Here is a 20,576-nt window from a genome sequence, read left to right on the forward strand (position 1 = left end):
TCGGCGTCGTCGTACGGAGTCGTCCTCCCGACGTCGCCGAGTAGACGTATCGACACGCGATTCGGCTCCATCCGATTTCCGATGCCTCCCATAAGCCGACCGCACCCGCTGCGAAAACTGACGCATGTTCACCTTCCAACTCGGGGATACCGGCGGTAACGTCCGGGCCCACCCTCGTCGGGAGGAGCTGCCATGCAACGGCGCACCCCACGCAACGCCCTTGACAGACTGAGAACTCCCCGTCGCTTCCACGGGTTCCTGAAGAGCGCATCGGTATGCGCCCTCATTGCCGGTCTTTTGTCACCGCTTTCCCCGGCGATGGCCACCGGCACGGGCACCACCACCCCCACGACCGCGCCGGCGGCGGCCGACGACCACTGCGGCGGCCGCTGTTCCGACATCCTGCCGCCCGGCCAGAACGGCAACGCCACCCTCGCCCAGATCCTCCTCAACCAGGCCTTCGGCACCCAGCCCGCGCACGCCGAGGACCAGCTCGGCCCCTACGCGAACCTCGCCACCGGCTACTCCGGCCTCACCAACGACAAGATCAACAGCTTCTTCGGCGACGCCTCCTTCGGCGTCCCCGCCGACCAGGTCGCCTCCACCGTCCGCCCCGCCGGACGCGACGACGTGACCATCGTCCGCGACAAGAAGACCGGCGTGCCGCACATCACCGGTACCACCCGCTACGGCACCGAGTTCGGCGCCGGCTACGCCGCGGCCCAGGACCGGCTGTGGCTGATGGACCTCTTCCGGCACGTCGGACGCGGCCAGTTGACGCCCTTCGCCGGCGGCGCCCCCGCCAACCAGGGACTGGAGCAGCAGTTCTGGCGCAGCGCCCCGTACACCGAGGCCGACCTGGAGGCGCAGATCCTGAGCGCCGCCGCCAAGGCCGGTGAGCGCGGCGAGCAGGCCCTCGCCGACGTGGACGCCTACGTCGCCGGCGTCAACGCCTACATCGACGCCTCCGACAAGGGCCGCTACTTCCCCGGCGAGTACGTCCTGACCGGCCACAAGGACGCCCTCACCAACGCCGGCACCATCGACCGCTTCAAGCGCACCGACCTGATAGCCCTGGCCTCCGTCATCGGCTCCCTCTTCGGCGCCGGCGGCGGCGGAGAGGTCAACAACGCGCTCTCCCTTCTCGCCGCCCAGGAGAAGTACGGCGTCGCCGAGGGCACCAGGGTCTGGGAGTCCTTCCGCCAGCGCAACGACCCCGAGGCGGTCCTCACCCAGCAGAACGGCAGCTTCCCGTACCTGCCCCGCCCGGACGCCCCGCAGGGCCGCGCCCTGCCCGACGCCGGCTCGGTCCAGGCGGAGCCCCTGGTGTACGACCGCACCGGCAGCGCGGCCACGGCGGGCGCGACGGGCGCCTCCGCCACGGCGGCGGACACCGCCGTCACCTCGGCCCGGCGCGGCATGTCCAACGCCCTCGTCGTCAGCGGGAAGCACACCGCGAGCGGGAACCCGGTCGCCGTGTTCGGCCCGCAGACCGGCTACTTCGCGCCCCAGCTGCTCATGCTCCAGGAACTCCAGGGCCCGGGCCTGAGCGCCCGCGGCGCCTCCTTCGCGGGGCTGAGCATGTACGTCGAACTCGGCCGCGGCCAGGACTACGCCTGGAGCGCGACCACCTCCGGCCAGGACATCATCGACACCTACGCGGTCGAGCTGTGCCAGGACGACTACCACTACCTGTACCGCGGCACCTGCACGCCCATGGAGAAGGTCGAGCGCAAGAACGCCTGGAAGCCGACCGTCGCCGACTCCACCGCCGCCGGCTCCTACACGATGCGGGTCTGGCGCACGAAGTACGGCCCGGTCGAGTCCCGCGCCACGGTCGGCGGCAAGAAGGTCGCCTACACCACGCTGCGCTCGTCCTACCTGCACGAGGCCGACTCGATCATCGGCTTCCAGATGCTCAACGACCCGGACTACCTGAACAGCCCGGAGCGCTTCCAGGGAGCCGTCCAGCGCATCAACTACACCTTCAACTGGTTCTACGCCGACTCCGAGCACACCGCGTACTACAACAGCGGCGACAACCCGGTACGGGCGGACGGCGTCGACGCCGAGTTCCCGGTGTGGGCGCGTGAGGCGTACGAGTGGCAGGGCTGGGACCCGGCCGCCAACACGGCCCGGTACACGCCCGCGTCGGCCCACCCCCGGTCCGTCGACCAGGACTACTACATCTCCTGGAACAACAAGCAGGCCAAGGACTACCCGGCCGCCTCCTGGGGCAACGGCTCCGTCCACCGCGGCGACCTGCTCGACGACCGCGTCGGGAAACTGGTCGCGCAGGGAGGCGTCACCCGGGCCGCGCTGGTGAAGGCCATGGCCGAGGCGGGCCTGGCCGACCTGCGGGCCGAGGACGTCGTGCCCGACCTGCTGAAGGTCGTCGAGTCCGCGCCGGTGACCGACCCCGCGGCCCAGGCGGCCGTGAACCGGCTCAAGGCATGGCTCGCCGCGGGCGCCCTGCGCACGGAGACCTCGGCCGGCTCGGAGAAGTACGCCCACGCCGACGCGATCCGCACCCTGGACGCCTGGTGGCCGCTGCTGGTGAAGGCCGAGTTCGAACCCGGCCTCGGCAGCGACCTGTACGCCGCCTTCACCCGCAACCTGCCCGTCGACGAGTCACCGTCCGCCGCCCACGGCCCGACCGGCGCCCACGCCGGCAGCGCCTTCCAGTACGGCTGGTGGAGCTTTGTCGACAAGGACGTCCGGTCGGTGCTCGGCGAGTCCGTCAAGGGTCCGCTCGCGCGGGAGTACTGCGGCGGAGGCGACCTCGCCGCCTGCCGGGACACCCTGGTCTCCACCCTGACGGAGGCCGCGGGCCGCACCCCCGCCCAGGTCTACCCGGGCGACGACAACTGCTCCGCGGGCGACCAGTGGTGCGCCGACTCGGTGATCCACCGCACCCTCGGCGGCATCAAGCACGGCGGCATCAGCTGGCAGAACCGGCCGACCTACCAGCAGGTCGTGGAGTTCGCGACCCACCGGTGACCGGCCGGCCCCGCGCTCGGCGCCAAGAGCCGGCGCCAAAGGCCGGCGCCAGAGGACGGCGCCAGAGGACGGCGGCAGAGGTCAGCGGTAGAGGAGGTACTGGCGGCGCGTCCTGCGGAACGCCGCCAGTTCGCTCTCCCAGCCGTCCACCACCTCGTCGGTGTCCGCGCCCGCGTCGATCATCGTGCGCACCTGCGTGGAGCCGGTGAGTTTGTCGATCCAGTTGTCCGGCCGCCAGGCGAAGCCGTCCCAGCTCCGCCTGGCGGTCACCAGCAGAGCGATTCCGGTGCGCACCGGGTCGAAGGCGGCCCGGTCGTGCACGTGGAGCTGTACACCGCCGACCGTCTTCCCCTGGAACTTGGAGAAGGTGGGTGCGAAGTACGCCTCGCGGAACCGCACGCCGGGCAGGCCGACTTCGTTCGCGGCGGCGGCCCAGCGCCCGTCGACGCCCTCGGCGCCCAGCAGTTCGAACGGGCGGGTGGTGCCGCGCCCCTCCGACAGGTTCGTGCCCTCGAACAGGCACGTGCCCGAGTACACCAGCGCGCACTCCGGCGTCGGCATGTTCGGGCTCGGCGGCACCCAGGGCAGCCCGGCGGTGTCGTAGAACTCCGACCGCTTCCAGCCCGTCATCGTGACGGTCTCCAGCGGCACGGGCGACGTCAGGAACTCGCCGTTGAAGAGCAGCGCCAGCTCGGCGACCGTCATGCCGTGCGCCTGGGCGATCGGCTGCCGCCCGACGAAGGTGGCGAACTCCTTGTGCAGGACTGGCCCCAGCGCCGCCCGCCCGGTCACCGGGTTCGGCCGGTCCAGCACGACGAACCGCTTGCCCGCGAGCCGGGCCGCCTCCATGCAGTCGAACAGCGTCCAGATGTAGGTGTAGAAGCGCGCGCCCACGTCCTGGATGTCGAAGACGACGGTGTCCACGCCGGACGCCGTGAAGATGTCCGCGAGCGGCTGTCCGCTCTTCAGGTACGTGTCGTAGACGGGCAGCCCGGTCGCCGGATCGTCGTAGCGACCCTCGGAGCCGCCGGCCTGCGCGGTGCCGCGGAAGCCGTGCTCGGGACCGAAGACGGCCGTCAGGTTCACCCGGCCGTCGGCGTGCATCACGTCCACGATGTGGCGCACGTCCCGGGTGATGCCGGTGGGGTTGGTGACGATGCCGACCCGCTCGCCATCGAGCAGGGCGTAGCCGTCGTCGGCCAGCCGCTCGAACCCGGTGCGCAGCCGGCGGCCGCCGCCCGAGGGGGCCGCCTGGGCCGGACCGGCGGCCGCGGCCGAGGCGGTGGCCGCCACGGCGGCCGTGGTGGCGAGCAGGTTCCGTCTGGACAGCGTCATGCGGTGACCTCCGTGATCGCGGCGGGTGTCATGCGCACGCACGCTAACCCGCGCCCCGGGTCCCACGGAACGACTCGAACCGCGGTTCACCTCTTCCGCCGTGCATACCGACTGGTTAGTCTGGCGTCCACCAGCGCCCGAGCCGCGTCGAAGGAGACCGATGGTGGAAGCCGTGCAGGATGCCGGAGTCGTCGTCACCGGGGCAGGAGGCGGCATCGGCGCCGCACTGGCCCGCCGCTTCGCGGCCGAGGGCGCCCGGGTGGTCGTCAACGACCTGGACGCCGGACGGGCGAAGGCCGTCGCCGACGAGATCGGCGGCATCGCGGTCCCCGGGGACGCCTCCGCGATCATCACCGAGGCGCGCGACGCGCTGGGCGGCACGGTGGACGTCTACTGCGCCAACGCCGGTGTCGCCTCCGGCGGGACCGAGGCGGCCGACGAGGCCGTCTGGGCGCTCGCCTGGGACGTCAACGTCATGGCCCACGTCCGGGCGGCCCACGAGCTGATCCCCGACTGGCTGGAGCGCGGCAGCGGCCGCTTCGTCTCCACCGTCTCGGCGGCCGGACTGCTCACCATGATCGGCGCCGCCCCCTACAGCGTCACCAAGCACGGCGCCTACGCGTTCGCCGAGTGGTTGTCCCTCACCTACCGCCACCGCGGCATCAAGGTGCACGCCATCTGCCCGCAGGGGGTGCGCACCGACATGCTGACCGCGAGCGGCAGCGCGGGCGAGCTGGTGCTCGCACCGACCGCGATCGAGCCCGGGGACGTGGCGGACGCCCTCTTCAAGGGCATCGAGGAGGACCGCTTCCTGATCCTGCCGCACCCCGAGGTCGCCGAGTACTACCAGGCCCGTGCCGCCGAACCCGACCGCTGGCTGCGCGGGATGAACCGCCTCCAGCAGCAGTGGGAGGCGACGGCCCGATGACCGGCTCCCGTTACGCGGCCAAGCCCTGGCTGGACCTCCTCACCGACGTCCAGAAGGCCCCGCTCGACCCGGACGCCTCCCTGGTGCACGCCCTGCGCCGGGCCGCCGCCGAGGCACCCGACCGCGAGTTCCTCGCCTACTTCGACGGCCGGCTCACCTACCGCGAGGCCGACGAACTGAGCGACTCCGTAGCCGGGCACCTCGCCGCCCGCGGCCTGGAGCGCGGCGACCGGGTCGCCGTCCTGCTGCAGAACTCCCCGCACTTCGTGCTCGCCGTCCTCGGCGCCTGGAAGGCGGGCGCGGTCGTCGTGCCGGTCAACCCCATGTACAAGTCGGGGGAGGTCGGCCACGTCCTGCGCGACGGCGAGGTGGCCGCCCTGATCTGCTCCGACCGGGCCTGGGAGGGCTACCTGCGCGAGACGGCCGCCGGCTCGCCGGTGCGGATCGTGCTCACGGCCTGCGAACTGGACTTCCAGACCCGGGGCGATGCCCGCGTCCTGACCTTCGAGCGGCTGCCGCGGCCCGGGCACACCGACGACCTCACCGAGGTGGCCCGCGCCGGCCACACGGCACCCGAGGGCCGCGACCCCGAGCCCGCCGGCATCGCGCTCATCAGCTACACCTCGGGCACCAGCGGCACGCCCAAGGGCGCCACCAACACGCACCGCAACATCATGTACAACGCCGAACGGCAGCGCACCGGCCTCGGTCTGCCCGAGGCGCCCGTCTACTTCGCGCTGGCGCCGCTGTTCCACATCACCGGCATGGTCTGCCAGCTCGGCGCCTGCCTGAACAGCGTGGGCACGCTCGTCCTGGCGTACCGCTTCGATGCGGGCGTCGTCCTGGACGCGTTCGCCGAGCACCGGCCGCACTACACGGTCGGCCCGTCCACCGCCTTCATGGCGCTGGCCGCCCACCCTTCCGTCACCCGCGAGCACTTCGCGTCCTTCGCCAACATCTCCTCCGGGGGCGCCCCGCTGCCGCCGGCCCTGGTGGAGAAGTTCCGCGCGGGCTTCGGCCCGTACATCCGCAACGGCTACGGGCTCACCGAGTGCACCGCGCCCTGCGCCTCCGTACCGCCCCACCTGGAGGCGCCCGTGGACCCGGTCTCCGGGACCCTCGCCGTGGGCGTGCCCGGCCCCGAGACGGTCGTCCGGATCGTGGACGACCAGGGCGAGGAGGTGCCCTTCGGCGAGCAGGGCGAGATCGTCGTCAGCGGCCCGCAGGTCGTCCCCGGCTACTGGCGCCGCCCCGACGCCACCGCCGAGACCTTCCCCGGCGGCGAGCTGCGCACCGGCGACATCGGCTTCATGGACGAGCGGGGCTGGCTCTACGTCGTCGACCGCAAGAAGGACATGATCAACGCCTCCGGCTTCAAGGTCTGGCCCCGCGAGGTCGAGGACGTCCTCTACACGCACCCGGCGGTGCGCGAGGCCGCCGTCGTCGGCGTGCCCGACGGATACCGCGGGGAGACCGTCAAGGCCTACATCAGCCTCCGCCCGGGCGCCGATACCGACCCGGATGCGCTGGCCGCGTACTGCAAGGAGAGACTGGCCGCCTACAAATACCCGCGTCAGGTGGAGATCCTGACCGACTTGCCGAAGACGGCGAGTGGGAAGATCCTCCGTCGGGAACTGCGTTCCCGTACGCACGACGACGGACAGTGAGACAACGGAAAGGCAGGTGACGGCAGTGCCCAGGACCACGGACGGGGACGGCACTCCGGTGCCGCAGCGGCTCCTGGCCGCCGCCACCCGGCTCTTCGCGGAGCAGGGCTACGACCGCACCTCGGTGCAGGAGATCGTGGAAGCGGCCGGCGTCACCAAGGGCGCGCTGTACCACTACTTCGGCTCCAAGGACGACCTCCTGCACGAGGTGTACGCGCGCGTCCTGCGCCTCCAGCAGGAGCGCCTGGACGCCTACGCGGACTCCGACGAGCCGGTCGAGGAGCGGGTGCGCGAGGCGGCGGCCGACGTGGTCGTCACCACCATCGACAACCTCGACGACGCGTCGATCTTCTTCCGTTCGATGCACCAGCTCAGCCCGGAGAAGAACAAGCAGGTGCGCGCCGAGCGCCGGCGCTACCACGAGCGCTTCCGGGCGCTCATCGAGGAGGGCCAGCGGGCCGGCGTCTTCACCAAGGAGGTCCCGGCCGACCTCGTCGTGGACTACCACTTCGGCTCCGTGCACCACCTGTCGACCTGGTACCGCCCCGACGGCCCGCTCAGCCCGCAGGAAGTGGCCGACCACCTGGCCGACCTGCTGCTGCGGGCGCTGCGCCCGTGAGCTGACCCGTGAGGTGGTCGGCCAGAGCCGCCGCCGCGGGGTTGCGCGGCAGCGGCCCGCGGCCGGCCCGCACGACCGTGCGGCCCGGCTCCGGCTGCCGGACCGCCACGCACGGCAGCCCGGCCCGCTCGCCGATCCGCCGCGGCACGAACGCCCCCCCCCGGTCCCGGCCCGCACCAGGTCGACCAGCAGCCCGATCTGGGTCACGTCACAGGTGAGACGGCGCTCCGGACCGCAGTGCGCTGCAAGACGCCGTACCGCCGTCTCCAGTCCGGTCCGCGCGCGGAAGTCGACGAACGGCTCCTCGGCGAGATCCTTGATCAGCGTCCGCCCGGCCTCGGCGAGGGGGCCCGGAGCGGTGATCAGCACCAGCTCCTCCTCCCAGGAGGCGTACGGCGTCAGCCCCTCGGGCAGCGTCCCCGCGTCCGGCACGAGGTGGGCGAGGTCCAGTTCGCCCGCGCGCAGCGCCTCGGCCAGCTCACCGACCGGCGCGTCCCGCACCGACACCTGGACCCCGGGGACCGGCGGTGGAACGTGGCCAGTTCGGCGGGCAGGTCCACGCAGGTCCACGCAGGTCAGCGTCTGGATCGTGCCGATGGCCACCCGGCCGACGGCCAGCCCCGTCACCGCCGCGACCGCCTGCCGGGCCTCCTCGGCGCCGGCCAGCAGCGCGCGGGCCTGCGGCAGCAGGGCGCGGCCCGCCTCCGTCAGCACGACCCGGCGGCCGGTGCGGTCGAACAGGCCGGCACCCAGCTCCCGTTCGAGGTTGCGGACCGAGGTGCTGAGCGCCGGCTGCACGATCAGCTCGCGGCGCGCGGCGGCGGTACTGCGTCCCCCGGGGACGACCCCCGGACCCCCGGCCGGGGACCGCCGCGTCGACGCACGAAGAGGGCCGCAGAAGCCCCGTGGTCCCAGACTCCCGTGCCTGGTGCCCGAGGAGACGCGCCGCGGCTCAGAGGTACTTCTTGATCTCCCGGCGTGCCAGCGAGCGCTGGTGCACCTCGTCGGGGCCGTCGGCGAGCATGAGCGTGCGGGCACCCGCGTACAGCTCTGCCAGCGGGAAGTCCTGGCTCACGCCGCCCGCGCCGTGCAGCTGGATCGCCCGGTCGAGGATGCCGACCACCGCGCGCGGAGTGGCGATCTTGATGGCCTGGATTTCGGTGTGGGCGCCCCGGTTGCCGACGGTGTCCATCAGCCAGGCGGTCTTCAGCACCAGCAGCCGCAGCTGCTCGACGGTGACGCGCGCGTCCGCGATCCAGTTCTGCACGACACCCTGCTGGGCCAGCGCCTTGCCGAAGGCCGTGCGGGAGGTCGCCCGCCGGCACATCAGCTCGATCGCCCGCTCGGCCATGCCGATCAGCCGCATGCAGTGGTGGATCCGGCCGGGACCGAGCCGGGCCTGGGCGATGGCGAAGCCGCCGCCCTCCTCGCCGATCAGGTGGGACACCGGCACGCGCGCGTGGTCGAAGGTCACCTCGGCGTGGCCGCCGTGGTAGTGGTCCTCGTAGCCGAAGACCTGCATCGCCCGGTTCACGGTCACGCCGGGGGTGTCGCGGGGGACCAGCACCATGGACTGCTGACGGCGGATGTCCTCGCCGTCCGGGTCCGTCTTGCCCATCACGATGAAGATCTGGCAGTCCGGGTTCATCGCCCCGGAGATGTACCACTTGCGGCCCGTGATGACGTACTCGTCGCCGTCGCGCTCGATGTGCGTGGTGATGTTCGTGGCGTCCGAGGAGGCCACGTCCGGCTCGGTCATCGCGAACGCCGAGCGGATCTCACCGGCGAGCAGCGGCTGCAGCCACTGCTTCTTCTGCGCCTCGTCCGCGAACTGGGCGAGCACCTCCATGTTCCCGGTGTCGGGCGCCGCGCAGTTCGTCGCCGTCGGCGCCAGCTGCGGGCTGCGGCCGGTGATCTCGGCGAGCGGTGCGTACTGGAGGTTGGTGAGGCCGGCTCCGTACTCGGCGTCGGGGAGGAAGAGGTTCCACAGGCCCTGGCGGCGGGCCTCGGCCTTGAGGTCCTCCACGACCTGCGGGGTGTCCCAAGGGGAGGCGAGGAGGGCGCGCTGCTCGTGGGCGACCTGCTCGGCCGGGTAGACGTACTCGTCCATGAAGGCGAGCAGCTTGGCGCGGAGTTCCTCGGTGCGTGCGTCGAACGCGAAGTCCATGACGGTTCAGCCTTCCTGAAGGGTGGTCAGGCCGTGCTCGATGAAGACGGGGACGAGTTCGCCGATGCGGTCGAAGCCGCGGCCGACCGTCTGGCCCAGCGTGTAGCGGTAGTGGATGCCCTCCAGGATCACGGCGAGCTTGAACCACGCGAACGCCGTGTACCAGGCGACCGAGGACACGTCGCGCCCCGAGCGCGCGGCGTACCGCTCGATCAGCTCGGCCGGGGCGGGGTGGCCGGGGGCCTGGGCCGTGGTGGAGACGGGGGAGTCGGGCATGCCGAGCGGCTGGCTGTACATGACGAGGAGGCCGAGGTCGGTGAGGGGGTCACCGAGGGTGGACATCTCCCAGTCGAGGATCGCCCTGATCTCGTCGTTCTCGCCGCCGATCAGGACGTTGTCGAGCCGGTAGTCGCCGTGCACGACGGTCGGCGCGGGGGAGCGCGGCAGCTCCCGGCCGAGCGTGGCGTGCAGCTCGTCGATGCCGGCCAGGTCGCGGTTGCGGGAGGCGTCCAGCTGCTTGGCCCAGCGCCGCAGCTGCCGGTCCAGGAAGCCGTCGGGCCGGCCGAAGTCGCCGAGGCCCACCTCTGCGGGGTCCACCGCGTGCAGTCCGACGAGCGTGTCGACCAGGTTCAGCACGGCGGCCCGGGTGCGCTCGGGGCCGAGCGGGGCGAGCTGGCCGGCCGTGCGGTACGGGGTGCCCTCGACGAACTCCATGACGTAGAAGGGCGCGCCGAGGACCTCCTCGTCCTCACAGAGCAGCACGGGCCGCGGCACCGGCACGTCCGTCGGGTGCAGGGCGCTGATCACCCGGTGTTCGCGCTTCATGTCGTGCGCGGTGGCCAGGACGTGGCCGAGCGGGGGGCGCCGCACGACCCACTTCGAGGTGCCGTCCGAGACCCCGTACGTCAGGTTCGACCGTCCGCCCTCGATCAGCCGGCCGGACAACGGACCGGTCACCAGGCCGGGCCGCTCGCGGTCGAGCAGGGCGCGCAACCGGTCGAGATCGAGTCCGGGCGGGTGGTCGGGGCTCATGGGCACTCCTCGGGCAGGTGAACAGTACCCGACTCATGATGCCGACCGGTCGGTATGGCGTCCAGTGGGCGGGCGGAACGTGATCGGGGCCACGATAGGCCGACAGCTCCCGGCGCGGGAGCGCGGGGAGCTGTCGGGGGAGTCCGGGAGGGGCCGCGGCCCCTCGGTCAGTGGTCGTCCCAGTGGCCGTCGTGGGCGGCGTGGCGGTGGCCGTCGTGGAGGTAGTCCACGTGGTCGCCGTGGCGCACGCACGCGTGTCCGCAGTCCTCGCCGTGCCGGTGGTCGTGGCTCTCGTGGGCCGTGTGTCCCGAGGTCTCGCACTCGTCCCAGTGGCCGCCGTGCTCCCGGTGCAGATGCCCGTCGTGCGCGTAGTCGACGTGGTCGCCGTGCGGGACCTCGGTGTGGCCGCAGTCCGGGCCGTGGGTGTGGTCGTGTGCGGTGTGTTCCTGGTGGAGGGTGGTCATGGCGCTCACCTTAACGGTGCATATCAGTACATTCGGCTTGCGTCACGTCCGACTACCCCGGAGGGTCGAAGCCATGAAGGCGATCAGCTACGCACGGTACGGCGGCCCCGAGGTGCTGGAGTACGCCGACGTCCGCGATCCGCGGGTGGGCCCCGACTCGGTGCTGGTGAAGGTGCGGGCCGCCGCCGTGAACCCGGTGGACTGGAAGTGCCGCGAGGGACATCTCGACGCGATCCTCGAGCCGGTGTTCCCGGTGGTCACGGGATGGGACGTGTCGGGGGTCGTCGTCCAGCCCGGTGCGTCGGTCACGGAGTTCGCCGTCGGGGACGAGGTGATCGGCTACGTACGCGAGGACTTCCTCTCCCGGGGGACCTTCGCCGAGTACGTGGCGGCACCCGTGCGCACCCTCGCGCGCAAGCCGCGCAACCTCACCTACGAGGAGGCTGCCGGGCTGCCGCTGACCGGGCTGACCGCGTACCAGGTGCTGGTGAAGGCCCTGCGGGTCAAGCGCGGCGAGACCGTCCTCGTGCACGCCGCCGCGGGCGGGGTCGGCTCGATCGCCGTCCAGCTGGGCCGGCACCTGGGCGCGCGGGTCATCGGCACGGCCAGTGAGGGCAACCACGACTACGTGCGGGGGCTCGGCGGGGAGCCGGTGTCGTACGGGGAGGGTCTGGCCGAACGGGTGCGGGGGCTGGCGCCCGAGGGGGTGGACGCGGTGTTCGACACGGTCGGCGGGGAGACGCTGAGGATCTCGGCGAACCTGCTGGCCACCGAGGGCCGGCTGGTGTCGATCGCCGACCCGGACGCCGTCGACTACGGGGGACGGTACTTCTTCGTACGCCCCGACGCGGAGGACCTGCTGCGGCTGACCGAGCTGGCGGAGCAGGGGGTGGTCGCCGTGCACGTGTCGGAGACGTTCCCGCTGGAGCGGGCGGCGGACGCGTACCGGCGGAACGAGGAGGGGCGGACGCGGGGGAAGATCGTGGTGACGGTGGACTGGGAGGCGAGCGGGTCCTAGCCGGCCCTGCTCCTAGAGGACGAGGATCGCTCCGCACACCGCCAGCCCCACCGTGCACAGCACGGCCGCCGTGGCGTTGCCGGGGGCGATGACCGGGGGCCGGCTCGTCGAGGCGAGGGTGCGGATGCGGCGGTGGGCGATGTGGAGGAAGCCCAGCCAGAGCGCGCAGCACAGCGCCGCGGCGACGACCGCGGAGGGCGTCGGGCCGGCGTGCAGCGCGGCCTTCGCGGCGAGCACGGCGGCGACGGTGCCGGACAGGGTCGTGCGGCGCCAGGCGAGCCGGGTGCGCTCGGGCTGGAGCCCGGGGTCCCGGCTCATCCCTCCCACCCGACGAGGACCACGACGACCATGACGAGGGCGACCACCGCGACCACGAGGCTGAGCAGCGCCGGGAAGCGGGAGACGGGGAGGTCCTCGCCGCGGCGCATCGCCCGCTCGCAGCGCACCCAGTGGTTGACGGCGCGCAGGGAACACAGCACGCCGGCCGCGAGGAGCGCGAGGGCGAGCCCGACCCGCCAGCCCCAGCGCAGGTCGGGCAGGAACTGGTCCACCGCGAACCCGCCGCCGATCAGGGCGAGGGCGGTGCGCAGCCAGGCCAGGAAGGTGCGCTCGTTGGCCAGCGAGAACCGGTAGTCGGGCGTCCCGCCCTCGTCCCGCACCTCCTCGGGCACGAACCAGAGCCGAAGGTTCCGCACGAATTCGATCACGCGGGGACCCTATCGGGCGGGGTGCCTCCGGCGGTGGGGCGTCGTGCCTGCGGCGGCCTGTGCGGGTTCGGTGGGGGTGCGCGTAGCGCGTTCGGTTGTCTGTGGGTCGGGGCCGCGCCGGGGGGTGTCCGACGGCGCGGAATCGGTCACCTGCCAACAGGCGGGGCGTTGACGCGCCAACCGCTGCGGGCGGACACCCCCCGACACGTCCCCTTCCCGCCGTACGCGACTGACCGGCCGCCTGGCCTGCCTAGCTGCGGGCAGTCGTGCCGCTGGGGCGGCACGGGTGGGCGCAGCGGCACCCCGGCAGCGCCGGGCCACGCGACCCACCCCCGCCCAGCCCGAGCGCCAGGCGCCCCGCAGCGCCGGGCCCGCGACCCACCTCACGCCCGCGCTCGCGCAAGGGCACCCGTCAGCCCCGCGTCACCTCACGCACCGCCCCGCCAAGCCCGCAGCCGCGCATACGCCGCCACCCCGTCCGGCACCCATTCCCACTCCCGAAGCCGCCGTTCCAGTTCCGCCTCCTCCAGGAACCCCCACCAGGCCACCTCCTCCACCTGCGGGGCAACCCGCGACGAGACGCGCACCTCGTACACCGCCGACCACCACGTCCGCCCGCCCCCGTCGTCGTACAGGAACTTGAACAGGAACTCCGGCCGCGCCAGCCCCCGCACCCCCAGCTCCTCCTCCGCCTCCCGCAACGCCGCGTCGTCGTAGGACTCGCCCGCGCCCACCACCCCGCCGACGAACATGTCGTACAGGGAGGGGAAGACCAGCTTCGTCGGCGTGCGGCGGTGGACGAAGACGCGGCCCCGCGCGTCCCGGGCCCGCACGAACACACAGCGGTGGCGCAGCCCCCGCGCGTACGCGTCACCCCGCCGGGCCTGCCCGGTCACCCGGTCGTTCTCGTCGACGATGTCGAGGATCTCGTCAGCAGCGCTCATGCCCCCATCCAAGCAGCGGCCGACGAGGTCAGCGCCGTTGCAGGTCCCGCGCCGGGCCCCGCTCGCCCGTCCCCTGCGGCATCGCCGGATGCCTCCCGAGCAGCACGATGCCCGTCACCACCGCCGCGAGACCGCCCGCCTCCCACGCCAGCGCCCCGGCGTCGGTCCGCAGCCGGTCGCCGAGGAAACCGACCCCGCAGGCGATGCCCGCGAGCGGCTGAGCCGCCGTCAGAGCGGGCAGCGACCTGCGCAGCGGCGCCGTCTCGAACGCGCTCTGCACCAGGACCAGGCCGGTGACGCCGAGCACCAGCACCGCGTACGGCTGCCAGCCGGTCAGCAGTGCCGCCGCTCCGCCCGCCGAGAACCGCTGCCCGCTGACCCGCGTCAGCGCGTCCTGCACCCCGTACACCAGCCCCGCGGCCAGCGCCAGCAGCGCCGGACCCCAGGTCAGCCGCGCCCGTCCGGCGCACGCCGTGAGCAGCAGGGCGAGGCCCAGCACCACGCCGAGGATCACCCAGTGCCGCACGGGATCGGTCACCGCGCTGCCGCCGCGCGGCTCGCCCGCCACGATGAACGCGCTGACCCCGCCGGCCAGCAGCGCGAGCCCCGCCCACCCCTGACGGCCCAGCGGCTGCCGGGTCTGTGCGCGGGAGAGGGCAAGGGCGAAGAGCAGGTTCGTCGCGAGCAGCGGCTCGACCAGGGTGATCTCGCCGCCGGCCAGCGCGATCGCGCCCATCACCATCCCGGCCACCATCAGCCCCGTGCCGCCCAGCCAGCGCGGCACCCGCACCAGGTCGAGCAGCAGCCGCGGGGAGAGGAAGTCACCCAGCGGGGCGCGCCGGGCGGCGTTCTGCTGGAGGACGAAACCGAAGCCCAGGCAGCACGCGGCACTCACGGCGAGAACCAGAACCAGAACCGACACGCTGCGTACCTCGATCGTCAGGCCGGGCCACGGGGTGCGTGAGAAGACGACTCTAGTGGGGGCGGGTCCGGCATGCCGGGCGAGTGCCCGCATCCGGGTGGCCGGCAGTGCGGGTGGCGCGGCGGCGAGTACCACAAGTACCGCTGTTGTCACGTAAGTTGACGCGTGTAACGGCCCTGCGGGCCTTGACGCCAAGCCTTGGCTGCCGCTTTGCTGTGCGTGATCAGTTCATGGCAAACCGGCTACGACGACCTCCCGGGTCGCGTGAGGAAGTTCCCGCGGTGCCCCCACCCCCGCCTCCCCTCGGCCGCGGCCGCAGACGCGCGGCCCAGTCCTTCGACGAGGCCCTCGACGACGCCGAACTCGTCACCGCACGGACCGCGTTGGCCCAGGGACGCTGGCAGTCCGCCCGTTCCCTGCTCGTCCACACGGGTGACGACTGGGACCGCCGCGGCCACCGGGTGACCGTCCTGGCCAAGGAGTCCTACTGCGCCGCCTGGGCCCGCGAGTGGCTCCTCGCCGAGCCCGACTCCGCCGACGCCTCCGTCCTGCTCTCCTTCGCCCTCGTCCACCGCGCCCTGGGCGGAAAGGAGAAGCCCGGCAGGGCGCGGGAGGCCTGCCGGGACGCCGCCGCACTCGTGCCCGCCGATCCCACGCCCTGGCTCGGGCTGCTCCTGCTGGAGCGCGCGCTCGGCGCGGACGAGGAGGTCGTCCGGACCTTCGAGCAGGTGCGCGGCCGGTACGCCGACCACCACCACGCCCACCACCTGATGGTCGCCCGGCTCGCCGAACGCCGCGGCGACGGCGGCCCGGACCCGCTCCACGAGGTCTACGACTTCGCCAACTGGGCCGCCGAACAGGCCCCCGCCGACTCCCCGCTGGCCGTCCTGCCGGTGGTCGCGCACGCCGAGCGCTACCGGGTGCTGGCCTTGGCCGGGCACGAGTCCCCCGACCCGCGGGCGTCCGGCCACTGGGCCGGCCGCCGGGCCCGGCTGGTGATGAAGGCCGCCTTCGACTGGTGGCTGGAGTGGGAGCAGGACGACCACCCGCGCCGCCTGGTCGACCTCAACTTCCTCGCGCACGCCAAGTCCTGCGAGGGCCGCGGCGCCGAGGCCGCCGCACTGTTCCACCGCATCGGCGAGCACCCCACGCCCGCTCCGTGGTCGTACCCGGACCGCGACCCGTACTCCGCCTTCCACGCCGCCCGCGCCGGCGCGCTGGGCACGACCTGACACCCCGACACCCACAGTGAGGACGGTCCCCCCATGGCCACGGGCAGTGCACGCACGAGCAGATCCACCAGCGGCGGCGGCATCAGCACCTTCAAGGGGGAGGAGCGGGCGCTGCGCGCGGACCGGCTGGGCACCGGGGGCCTGCTCCTGTCCGTCCTCGCCGCCACCGCGCCCCTCATGGTGGTCGCCGGGGTCATGCCCACCACCTTCGCGGTGATGGGCATCGTCGGGCAGCCGCTGCTCTTCGTGATCCTGGGCGTGGTGCTGATCCTGTTCAGCGTCGGGTACGCCGAGATGAGCCGCCACGTCCACAACGCGGGCGCCTTCTACGCGTACATCTCCCGCGGCCTCGGCGGCACCGCCGGCGCGGGCGCCGCCCTCGTCGCGCTGGTCGCCTACAACGCACTCCAGGTCGGCATCTACGGCATCTTCGGCTTCGAGGTCTCCGGCCTCCTCGCCACCTACGCCGACCTCGAGGTCGCCTGGTGGATCCCCGCGCTGCTGGCCGTGCTCGCGGTCGGCACCCTGGGCTGGCTGAAGATCGACGTCAACGCGCGCGTGCTGGGCGTGCTGCTGCTCATCGAGGTCGTGCTGGTCGTGGTGTTCGACATCGCCGCCGTCGCCGACCCGGGCGCCCAGGGGCTGTCGCTGCACGCCTTCGACCCGGACACGCTGACCGGGGCCGGCGTCGGGACCGCGCTGTGCTTCTGCATCGCCGCCTTCCTCGGCTTCGAGCAGGCGCCCGTGTACGCCGAGGAGACCAGCCGGCCGCACGTCCTGGTGCCGCGCGTGATGTTCCTCGCCGTCGGCGGCGTCGCCGTCTTCTTCGCGCTCAGCAGCTGGGCCCTGACCGTCGCCACCGGCCCCGACAGGATCGTCGGCACCGCGCAGGAGCAGAGCGCGGGACTGCTCTTCTTCCTCACCGAGTCCCGGCTCGGCGGCACCTTCACCGACGTGCTGCACGTGCTCTTCGTGACCGGCATGTTCGCGGCCCTGCTCAGCTTCCACAACGTCGTCGCCCGGTACGCCTTCGCCATGGGCCGGGAGGGGCTGCTGCCGGCCGCCTTCGGACGCACCAGCGGCACCAGCGGCGCGCCGGGCACCGGCTCGCTGCTCCAGACCGCCGTGTCCGCCGTCGTGGTGGTCGGTTTCGCGATCGCCGACGACAAGCCGGCCGGCGACCCGACCGAGCCGGTCCTGCACCTGTTCACCTGGGGCGGCAACATCGGCGCCCTCGGCGTGATCGTGCTGATGGCCGCGGCCTCGTTCTCCGTGGTCGCCTTCTTCGTCCGCCGCGGCGCCGCCGGCGCCCAGGGCGTCCGCCTGGCGACCTCCGCCGTCGCGGGCGTCGCCCTGCTCGTGATCGCCGGGTACACGGTGAAGGACTTCGACGTCCTCGTCGGCGCCGGCCCCGGCTCGGCCCTGAGCTGGGCCCTGCCCGGCATCATCGGCCTCGCCGCGGCCGGCGGCCTCGTGCAGGGCCTGGTCCTGCGCGCCCGCGCCCCCGAGCGGCACGCCCGCATCGGCCTGGGCAACGAGGCCTTCCAGCTGGACAAGGCGGCCGGGAAGACGTCCTGAGCGGTACGGCACGACGACGGCGCCCGCCCCGGTGGTCCGGGAGCGGGCGCCGTCGTCGTGCCGTGCGGGGCTCGGCCGGCCGCTAAATCACCAGTGAGAGCAGCAGGACCAGACCGCCCGCGACCACCGAGATGATCGTCTCCATGACGGACCAGGTCTTGATGGTCTGGCCGACGTTCAGGCCGAAGTACTCCTTCACCAGCCAGAAGCCGGCGTCGTTGACATGGCTGAAGAAGAGCGAACCGGCGCCGATGGCCAGGACCAGCAGGGCCGCGTGGGTCGTCGACATGTCGGCCGCCAGCGGCGCGACCAGACCGGCCGCCGAGACGGTCGCCACCGTCGCCGAACCGGTCGCCAGCCGGATCGCCACCGCGATCAGCCAGGCCAGCAGCAGCGCCGGGATCGACCAGTCCTTGGAGATCTCCAGGATCATCTGGCCCACGCCGCAGTCGATCAGCGTCTGCTTGAAGCCGCCGCCCGCGCCGACGATCAGGAGGATGCCCGCGATGGGCGCCAGGCCCTTCTCCACCAGGCCCGAGACCCGGTCCTTGGCGAAACCGGCCGGCCGCAGCAGCGTGAAGATGCCCACGATCACGGCGGCGAGCAGGGCGATCAGGGGCGAACCGACGACGTCGAAGACGCGCTGCACCAGGTGGTCGGGGTCGTCGACGATGATGTCGACGAGCGCCTTGGCGAGCATCAGCACGACCGGCAGCAGGATCGTGGCGAGGGTGGCGCCGAAGCTCGGGCGCTTCTCCAGCGTCTCGGAGGCGCGCTGCGGGATCATGCGGTCGGGGGCGGGGACGTCCACCCAGCGGGCCGCGTACTTCGAGAACACCGGGCCGGCGATGATCACCGTCGGGATCGCGACCAGGACGCCGAGCGCCAGGGTCACACCGAGGTTGGCGCCGACCGCGTCGATCGCGACCAGCGGGCCGGGGTGCGGCGGGACCAGGCCGTGCATCACGGACAGACCGGCCAGCGCCGGGATGCCGATGCGCATCAGGGAGTAGTTGCCGCGCTTGGCGACCATCAGGACGACCGGGATCAGCAGCACGATGCCGACCTCGAAGAACAGCGGCAGCCCCACGACGGAGGCGATCAGCACCATCGCCCACGGCATCGACCGGACGCTCGCCTTGGCCAGGATGGTGTCCACGATCTGGTCGGCGCCGCCGGAGTCGGCGAGCATCTTGCCGAGGATCGCGCCGAGGGCGATCAGGACGCCGACGCCCGCGACCGTCGAGCCGAGCCCGGTGGTGAAGCTGGCGATGACCTTGTCCAGCGGAGCCCCGGCGAACGCGCCGAGCGCCAGCGTCCCGATGGTCAGGGACAGGAAGGCGTGCAGCTTGAACTTGGTGATGAGCAGGACGATGACGGCGATGCCCAACAGCACGGCGATGCCCAGCTGGGCGTGGCCGGCCGAGGTGATGGGCTCGGCGGTGTCCGCTGCCAGCATCTCGACGCTGAGTCTGGTCACGGTGGTTCCCTTGCGGTGATGGGGATTCAGGGGGAGACGAAGCCGTGCGCACCAGGGGTGGCACGGCCCCGGGGGAGGTCGTGGGGGGTCGGCCCGCTACCGGGCCACGGGGTTACGGGGCCGGCTGGGGGAGGGCCTTCAGGGCGTTCATCGCCCGTTCGGTGATCTCCTCGGGGCTGCCGGCGACGTCCACCGCGACCCCCGCCTCGTCCGCCTCCAGCGGCTGGAGCGTGGCGAACTGGGAGTCGAGCAGGGCCGTCGGCATGAAGTGCCCCTCGCGGTGCGACATCCGGTCCTCGATCAGCTCGCGGCTGCCCGTGAGGTGGACGAAGACGACACCGGGAGCGGCGGCCCGCAACCGGTCGCGGTACGACCGCTTCAGCGCGGAACTGCTCACCACCCCGCCGAGCCCGGCCCGACCGTGCGCCCAGCCGCCGATGGCGTCGAGCCACGGCCAGCGGTCCTCGTCGGTGAGCGGGGTTCCGGCCGTCATCTTGGCGATGTTGGCCGGCGGGTGGAAGTCGTCGCCCTCGGCGTAGGGAACGCCGAGCCGGGCCGCGAGCAGGGGGCCGATGGTGGTCTTCCCGGTGCCCGCTACGCCCATGACCACGACGACATGGGGGATGTGCAGTTGCTGCATCGCACTCTCGCTGTCTGCTGTCTTCGTCGACACGTGATGTCGACGCCACTGAAACCCATTAGGTACGACAAATTCAAGAGTCTGTGACATATAAGTCTGACTTTTTGTTCCCGTGACGCGCCCCGTACGCTGAGTGCATGAGCACACCGGGCCGGGGGCTGCACGGCCGCGTACTGGACACCCTCGGCCCCGCGATCACCGCGGGCGAATACCCTGCGGGCAGCGTCCTGCGCACGGACGAGCTGGCACAGCGTTTCGAGGTGTCGCGCTCCGTGATGCGCGAGGCCGTCCGCGTGCTGGAGTCCATGCACCTGGTCGAGTCGCGGCGCCGCGTGGGCGTGACCGTCCTGCCCGAGTGCGAGTGGAACGTCTACGACCCGCAGGTCATCCGCTGGCGCCTGGCCGGCGCCGACCGCCCGCGCCAGCTGCGCTCACTGACCGTGCTGCGGTCGGCGATCGAACCGGTCGCGGCGGGACTGGCCGCCAGACACGCGACCGCGGAGCAGTGCGCGGAGCTCACCGAGTGCGCGCTCGGCATGGTGGCCAACTCGCGCGGCCACAAGCTGGAGGGGTACCTCTTCCACGACGTGGCCTTCCACCGCGTCATCCTGACCGCGTCCGGCAACGAGATGTTCGCCCGCCTCGGCAGCGTCGTCGCCGAGGTCCTGGCCGGACGCACGCACCACGACGTGATGTTCGAGGACCCCGACCCGGCCGCCGTCACCCTGCACGTCCGGGTCGCCGAGGCCGTCCGCGCCCGCGACGCCGAACGCGCCGAGCAGCTGACCCGCGAGATCACGGTGGGGGCGCTCCAGGAACTGGACATCCTGGCGCCGTAGCACG

At 72.7% G+C, this 20,576-nt stretch carries 18 protein-coding genes and 1 pseudogene; 8 read left to right on the forward strand and 11 right to left on the reverse strand.

All coding sequences use genetic code 11. The annotated features are described in order from the left end of the window. Positions 1 to 192: 192 nt before the first annotated feature. On the forward strand, positions 193 to 3,000 hold the full coding sequence (locus IEZ05_RS14260) for a penicillin acylase family protein (RefSeq protein ID WP_189230461.1): 2,808 nt from the start codon (positions 193 to 195) through the stop codon (positions 2,998 to 3,000). A gap of 81 nt (positions 3,001 to 3,081) precedes the next feature. On the opposite strand, the gene IEZ05_RS14265 is transcribed toward IEZ05_RS14260, so the two are convergent. Then, positions 3,082 to 4,335: an exo-beta-N-acetylmuramidase NamZ family protein gene (locus tag IEZ05_RS14265; RefSeq protein ID WP_189230462.1), complete on the reverse strand. Its 1,254-nt coding sequence runs from the start codon at positions 4,333 to 4,335 to the stop codon at positions 3,082 to 3,084. Positions 4,336 to 4,495: 160 nt separating this feature from the next. On the opposite strand from IEZ05_RS14265, the gene IEZ05_RS14270 reads away from it, so the two are divergent. Genes IEZ05_RS14270 through IEZ05_RS14280 form a run of 3 tightly spaced genes read left to right on the forward strand, consistent with a single transcriptional unit; the run spans position 4,496 to position 7,549 of the window. Then, on the forward strand, positions 4,496 to 5,263 hold the full coding sequence (locus IEZ05_RS14270) for an SDR family oxidoreductase (RefSeq protein WP_189230463.1): 768 nt from the start codon (positions 4,496 to 4,498) through the stop codon (positions 5,261 to 5,263). Further along, positions 5,260 to 6,930, forward strand: a complete 1,671-nt coding sequence (locus IEZ05_RS14275) for a class I adenylate-forming enzyme family protein (protein WP_189230464.1) — start codon at positions 5,260 to 5,262, stop codon at positions 6,928 to 6,930. The genes IEZ05_RS14270 and IEZ05_RS14275 overlap by 4 nt, the downstream gene beginning before the upstream one ends. Before the next feature lie 25 nt (positions 6,931 to 6,955). Further along, on the forward strand, positions 6,956 to 7,549 hold the full coding sequence (locus IEZ05_RS14280) for a TetR/AcrR family transcriptional regulator (RefSeq protein ID WP_189230465.1): 594 nt from the start codon (positions 6,956 to 6,958) through the stop codon (positions 7,547 to 7,549). A 219-nt stretch (positions 7,550 to 7,768) separates the two neighbouring features. On the opposite strand, the pseudogene IEZ05_RS36340 reads toward IEZ05_RS14280, so the two are convergent. From IEZ05_RS36340 to IEZ05_RS14300, 4 genes and pseudogenes are all read right to left on the reverse strand, one after another. Continuing rightward, positions 7,769 to 8,587 (reverse strand): annotated as a pseudogene (locus tag IEZ05_RS36340) (LysR family transcriptional regulator); the annotation flags it as partial. Then, positions 8,502 to 9,716 carry an acyl-CoA dehydrogenase family protein gene (locus tag IEZ05_RS14290; protein WP_189230466.1) on the reverse strand — a complete coding sequence of 405 codons (1,215 nt, stop codon included), beginning with the start codon at positions 9,714 to 9,716 and terminating at the stop codon, positions 8,502 to 8,504. The pseudogene IEZ05_RS36340 and the gene IEZ05_RS14290, both read right to left, overlap by 86 nt. Positions 9,717 to 9,722: 6 nt before the next feature. Beyond that, a complete protein-coding gene (locus IEZ05_RS14295; protein ID WP_189230467.1) occupies positions 9,723 to 10,748 on the reverse strand; it encodes a phosphotransferase family protein in 1,026 nt (341 codons plus the stop codon). A gap of 167 nt (positions 10,749 to 10,915) precedes the next feature. Beyond that, positions 10,916 to 11,212 carry a hypothetical protein gene (locus IEZ05_RS14300; protein WP_189230468.1) on the reverse strand — a complete coding sequence of 99 codons (297 nt, stop codon included), beginning with the start codon at positions 11,210 to 11,212 and terminating at the stop codon, positions 10,916 to 10,918. 73 nt (positions 11,213 to 11,285) lie between these two features. Here IEZ05_RS14300 and IEZ05_RS14305 point away from each other — a divergent pair, with 73 nt between their 5' ends. Further along, complete coding sequence (locus IEZ05_RS14305; protein WP_189230469.1) at positions 11,286 to 12,230, forward strand: NADP-dependent oxidoreductase; 945 nt, start codon at positions 11,286 to 11,288, stop codon at positions 12,228 to 12,230. Between the two features lie 12 nt (positions 12,231 to 12,242). Here IEZ05_RS14305 and IEZ05_RS14310 read toward each other — a convergent pair whose 3' ends face one another. The 4 genes from IEZ05_RS14310 to IEZ05_RS14325 form a co-directional block, all read right to left on the reverse strand. Then, positions 12,243 to 12,548: a DUF202 domain-containing protein gene (locus tag IEZ05_RS14310; protein WP_189230470.1), complete on the reverse strand. Its 306-nt coding sequence runs from the start codon at positions 12,546 to 12,548 to the stop codon at positions 12,243 to 12,245. Beyond that, the gene (locus IEZ05_RS14315) at positions 12,545 to 12,937 is read right to left on the reverse strand and encodes a YidH family protein (protein ID WP_189230471.1); all 393 of its coding nucleotides are present in this window, start codon (positions 12,935 to 12,937) and stop codon (positions 12,545 to 12,547) included. Before IEZ05_RS14315 ends, IEZ05_RS14310 begins: the two co-directional genes overlap by 4 nt. A gap of 428 nt (positions 12,938 to 13,365) precedes the next feature. Further along, positions 13,366 to 13,881, reverse strand: a complete 516-nt coding sequence (locus IEZ05_RS14320) for an NUDIX hydrolase (RefSeq protein ID WP_189230472.1) — start codon at positions 13,879 to 13,881, stop codon at positions 13,366 to 13,368. Between the two features lie 28 nt (positions 13,882 to 13,909). Continuing rightward, complete coding sequence (locus tag IEZ05_RS14325; RefSeq protein WP_189230473.1) at positions 13,910 to 14,803, reverse strand: DMT family transporter; 894 nt, start codon at positions 14,801 to 14,803, stop codon at positions 13,910 to 13,912. Between the two features lie 281 nt (positions 14,804 to 15,084). Here IEZ05_RS14325 and IEZ05_RS14330 point away from each other — a divergent pair, with 281 nt between their 5' ends. Both IEZ05_RS14330 and IEZ05_RS14335 read left to right on the forward strand, forming a co-directional pair. After that, on the forward strand, positions 15,085 to 16,035 hold the full coding sequence (locus IEZ05_RS14330; RefSeq protein WP_189230474.1) for a hypothetical protein: 951 nt from the start codon (positions 15,085 to 15,087) through the stop codon (positions 16,033 to 16,035). Between the two features lie 33 nt (positions 16,036 to 16,068). After that, complete coding sequence (locus IEZ05_RS14335) at positions 16,069 to 17,613, forward strand: APC family permease (protein WP_189230475.1); 1,545 nt, start codon at positions 16,069 to 16,071, stop codon at positions 17,611 to 17,613. A gap of 82 nt (positions 17,614 to 17,695) precedes the next feature. On the opposite strand, the gene IEZ05_RS14340 is transcribed toward IEZ05_RS14335, so the two are convergent. Together IEZ05_RS14340 and IEZ05_RS14345 are read right to left on the reverse strand one after the other, a co-directional pair. After that, a complete protein-coding gene (locus IEZ05_RS14340) occupies positions 17,696 to 19,093 on the reverse strand; it encodes a GntP family permease (RefSeq protein ID WP_189230476.1) in 1,398 nt (465 codons plus the stop codon). A gap of 112 nt (positions 19,094 to 19,205) precedes the next feature. After that, a complete protein-coding gene (locus tag IEZ05_RS14345) occupies positions 19,206 to 19,733 on the reverse strand; it encodes a gluconokinase (protein ID WP_189230477.1) in 528 nt (175 codons plus the stop codon). 137 nt (positions 19,734 to 19,870) lie between these two features. On the opposite strand from IEZ05_RS14345, the gene IEZ05_RS14350 reads away from it, so the two are divergent. Further along, positions 19,871 to 20,572 (forward strand): FadR/GntR family transcriptional regulator, encoded by a 702-nt coding sequence (locus IEZ05_RS14350; RefSeq protein ID WP_189230478.1) that lies wholly within the window; start codon positions 19,871 to 19,873, stop codon positions 20,570 to 20,572. Positions 20,573 to 20,576 lie beyond the last annotated feature (4 nt).

The sequence above is a fragment of the Streptomyces flaveolus genome (assembly GCF_014648815.1).
Classification (GTDB): Bacteria; Actinomycetota; Actinomycetes; order Streptomycetales; family Streptomycetaceae; genus Streptomyces; species Streptomyces flaveolus.

Bases quoted from the DNA above. Each gene is read 5' to 3' on its own strand.
- IEZ05_RS14310 (WP_189230470.1), bottom strand. From the start codon at position 12,548: ATGAGCCGGGACCCCGGGCTCCAGCCCGAGCGCACCCGGCTCGCCTGG.
- IEZ05_RS14270 (WP_189230463.1), top strand. From the start codon at position 4,496: ATGGTGGAAGCCGTGCAGGATGCCGGAGTCGTCGTCACCGGGGCAGGA.
- IEZ05_RS14265 (WP_189230462.1), bottom strand. From the start codon at position 4,335: ATGACGCTGTCCAGACGGAACCTGCTCGCCACCACGGCCGCCGTGGCG.
- IEZ05_RS14320 (WP_189230472.1), bottom strand. From the start codon at position 13,881: ATGAGCGCTGCTGACGAGATCCTCGACATCGTCGACGAGAACGACCGG.
- IEZ05_RS14295 (WP_189230467.1), bottom strand. From the start codon at position 10,748: ATGAGCCCCGACCACCCGCCCGGACTCGATCTCGACCGGTTGCGCGCC.
- IEZ05_RS14300 (WP_189230468.1), bottom strand. From the start codon at position 11,212: ATGACCACCCTCCACCAGGAACACACCGCACACGACCACACCCACGGC.
- IEZ05_RS14305 (WP_189230469.1), top strand. From the start codon at position 11,286: ATGAAGGCGATCAGCTACGCACGGTACGGCGGCCCCGAGGTGCTGGAG.
- IEZ05_RS14350 (WP_189230478.1), top strand. From the start codon at position 19,871: ATGAGCACACCGGGCCGGGGGCTGCACGGCCGCGTACTGGACACCCTC.
- IEZ05_RS14335 (WP_189230475.1), top strand. From the start codon at position 16,069: ATGGCCACGGGCAGTGCACGCACGAGCAGATCCACCAGCGGCGGCGGC.
- IEZ05_RS14260 (WP_189230461.1), top strand. From the start codon at position 193: ATGCAACGGCGCACCCCACGCAACGCCCTTGACAGACTGAGAACTCCC.
- IEZ05_RS14345 (WP_189230477.1), bottom strand. From the start codon at position 19,733: ATGCAGCAACTGCACATCCCCCATGTCGTCGTGGTCATGGGCGTAGCG.
- IEZ05_RS14275 (WP_189230464.1), top strand. From the start codon at position 5,260: ATGACCGGCTCCCGTTACGCGGCCAAGCCCTGGCTGGACCTCCTCACC.
- IEZ05_RS14290 (WP_189230466.1), bottom strand. From the start codon at position 9,716: ATGGACTTCGCGTTCGACGCACGCACCGAGGAACTCCGCGCCAAGCTG.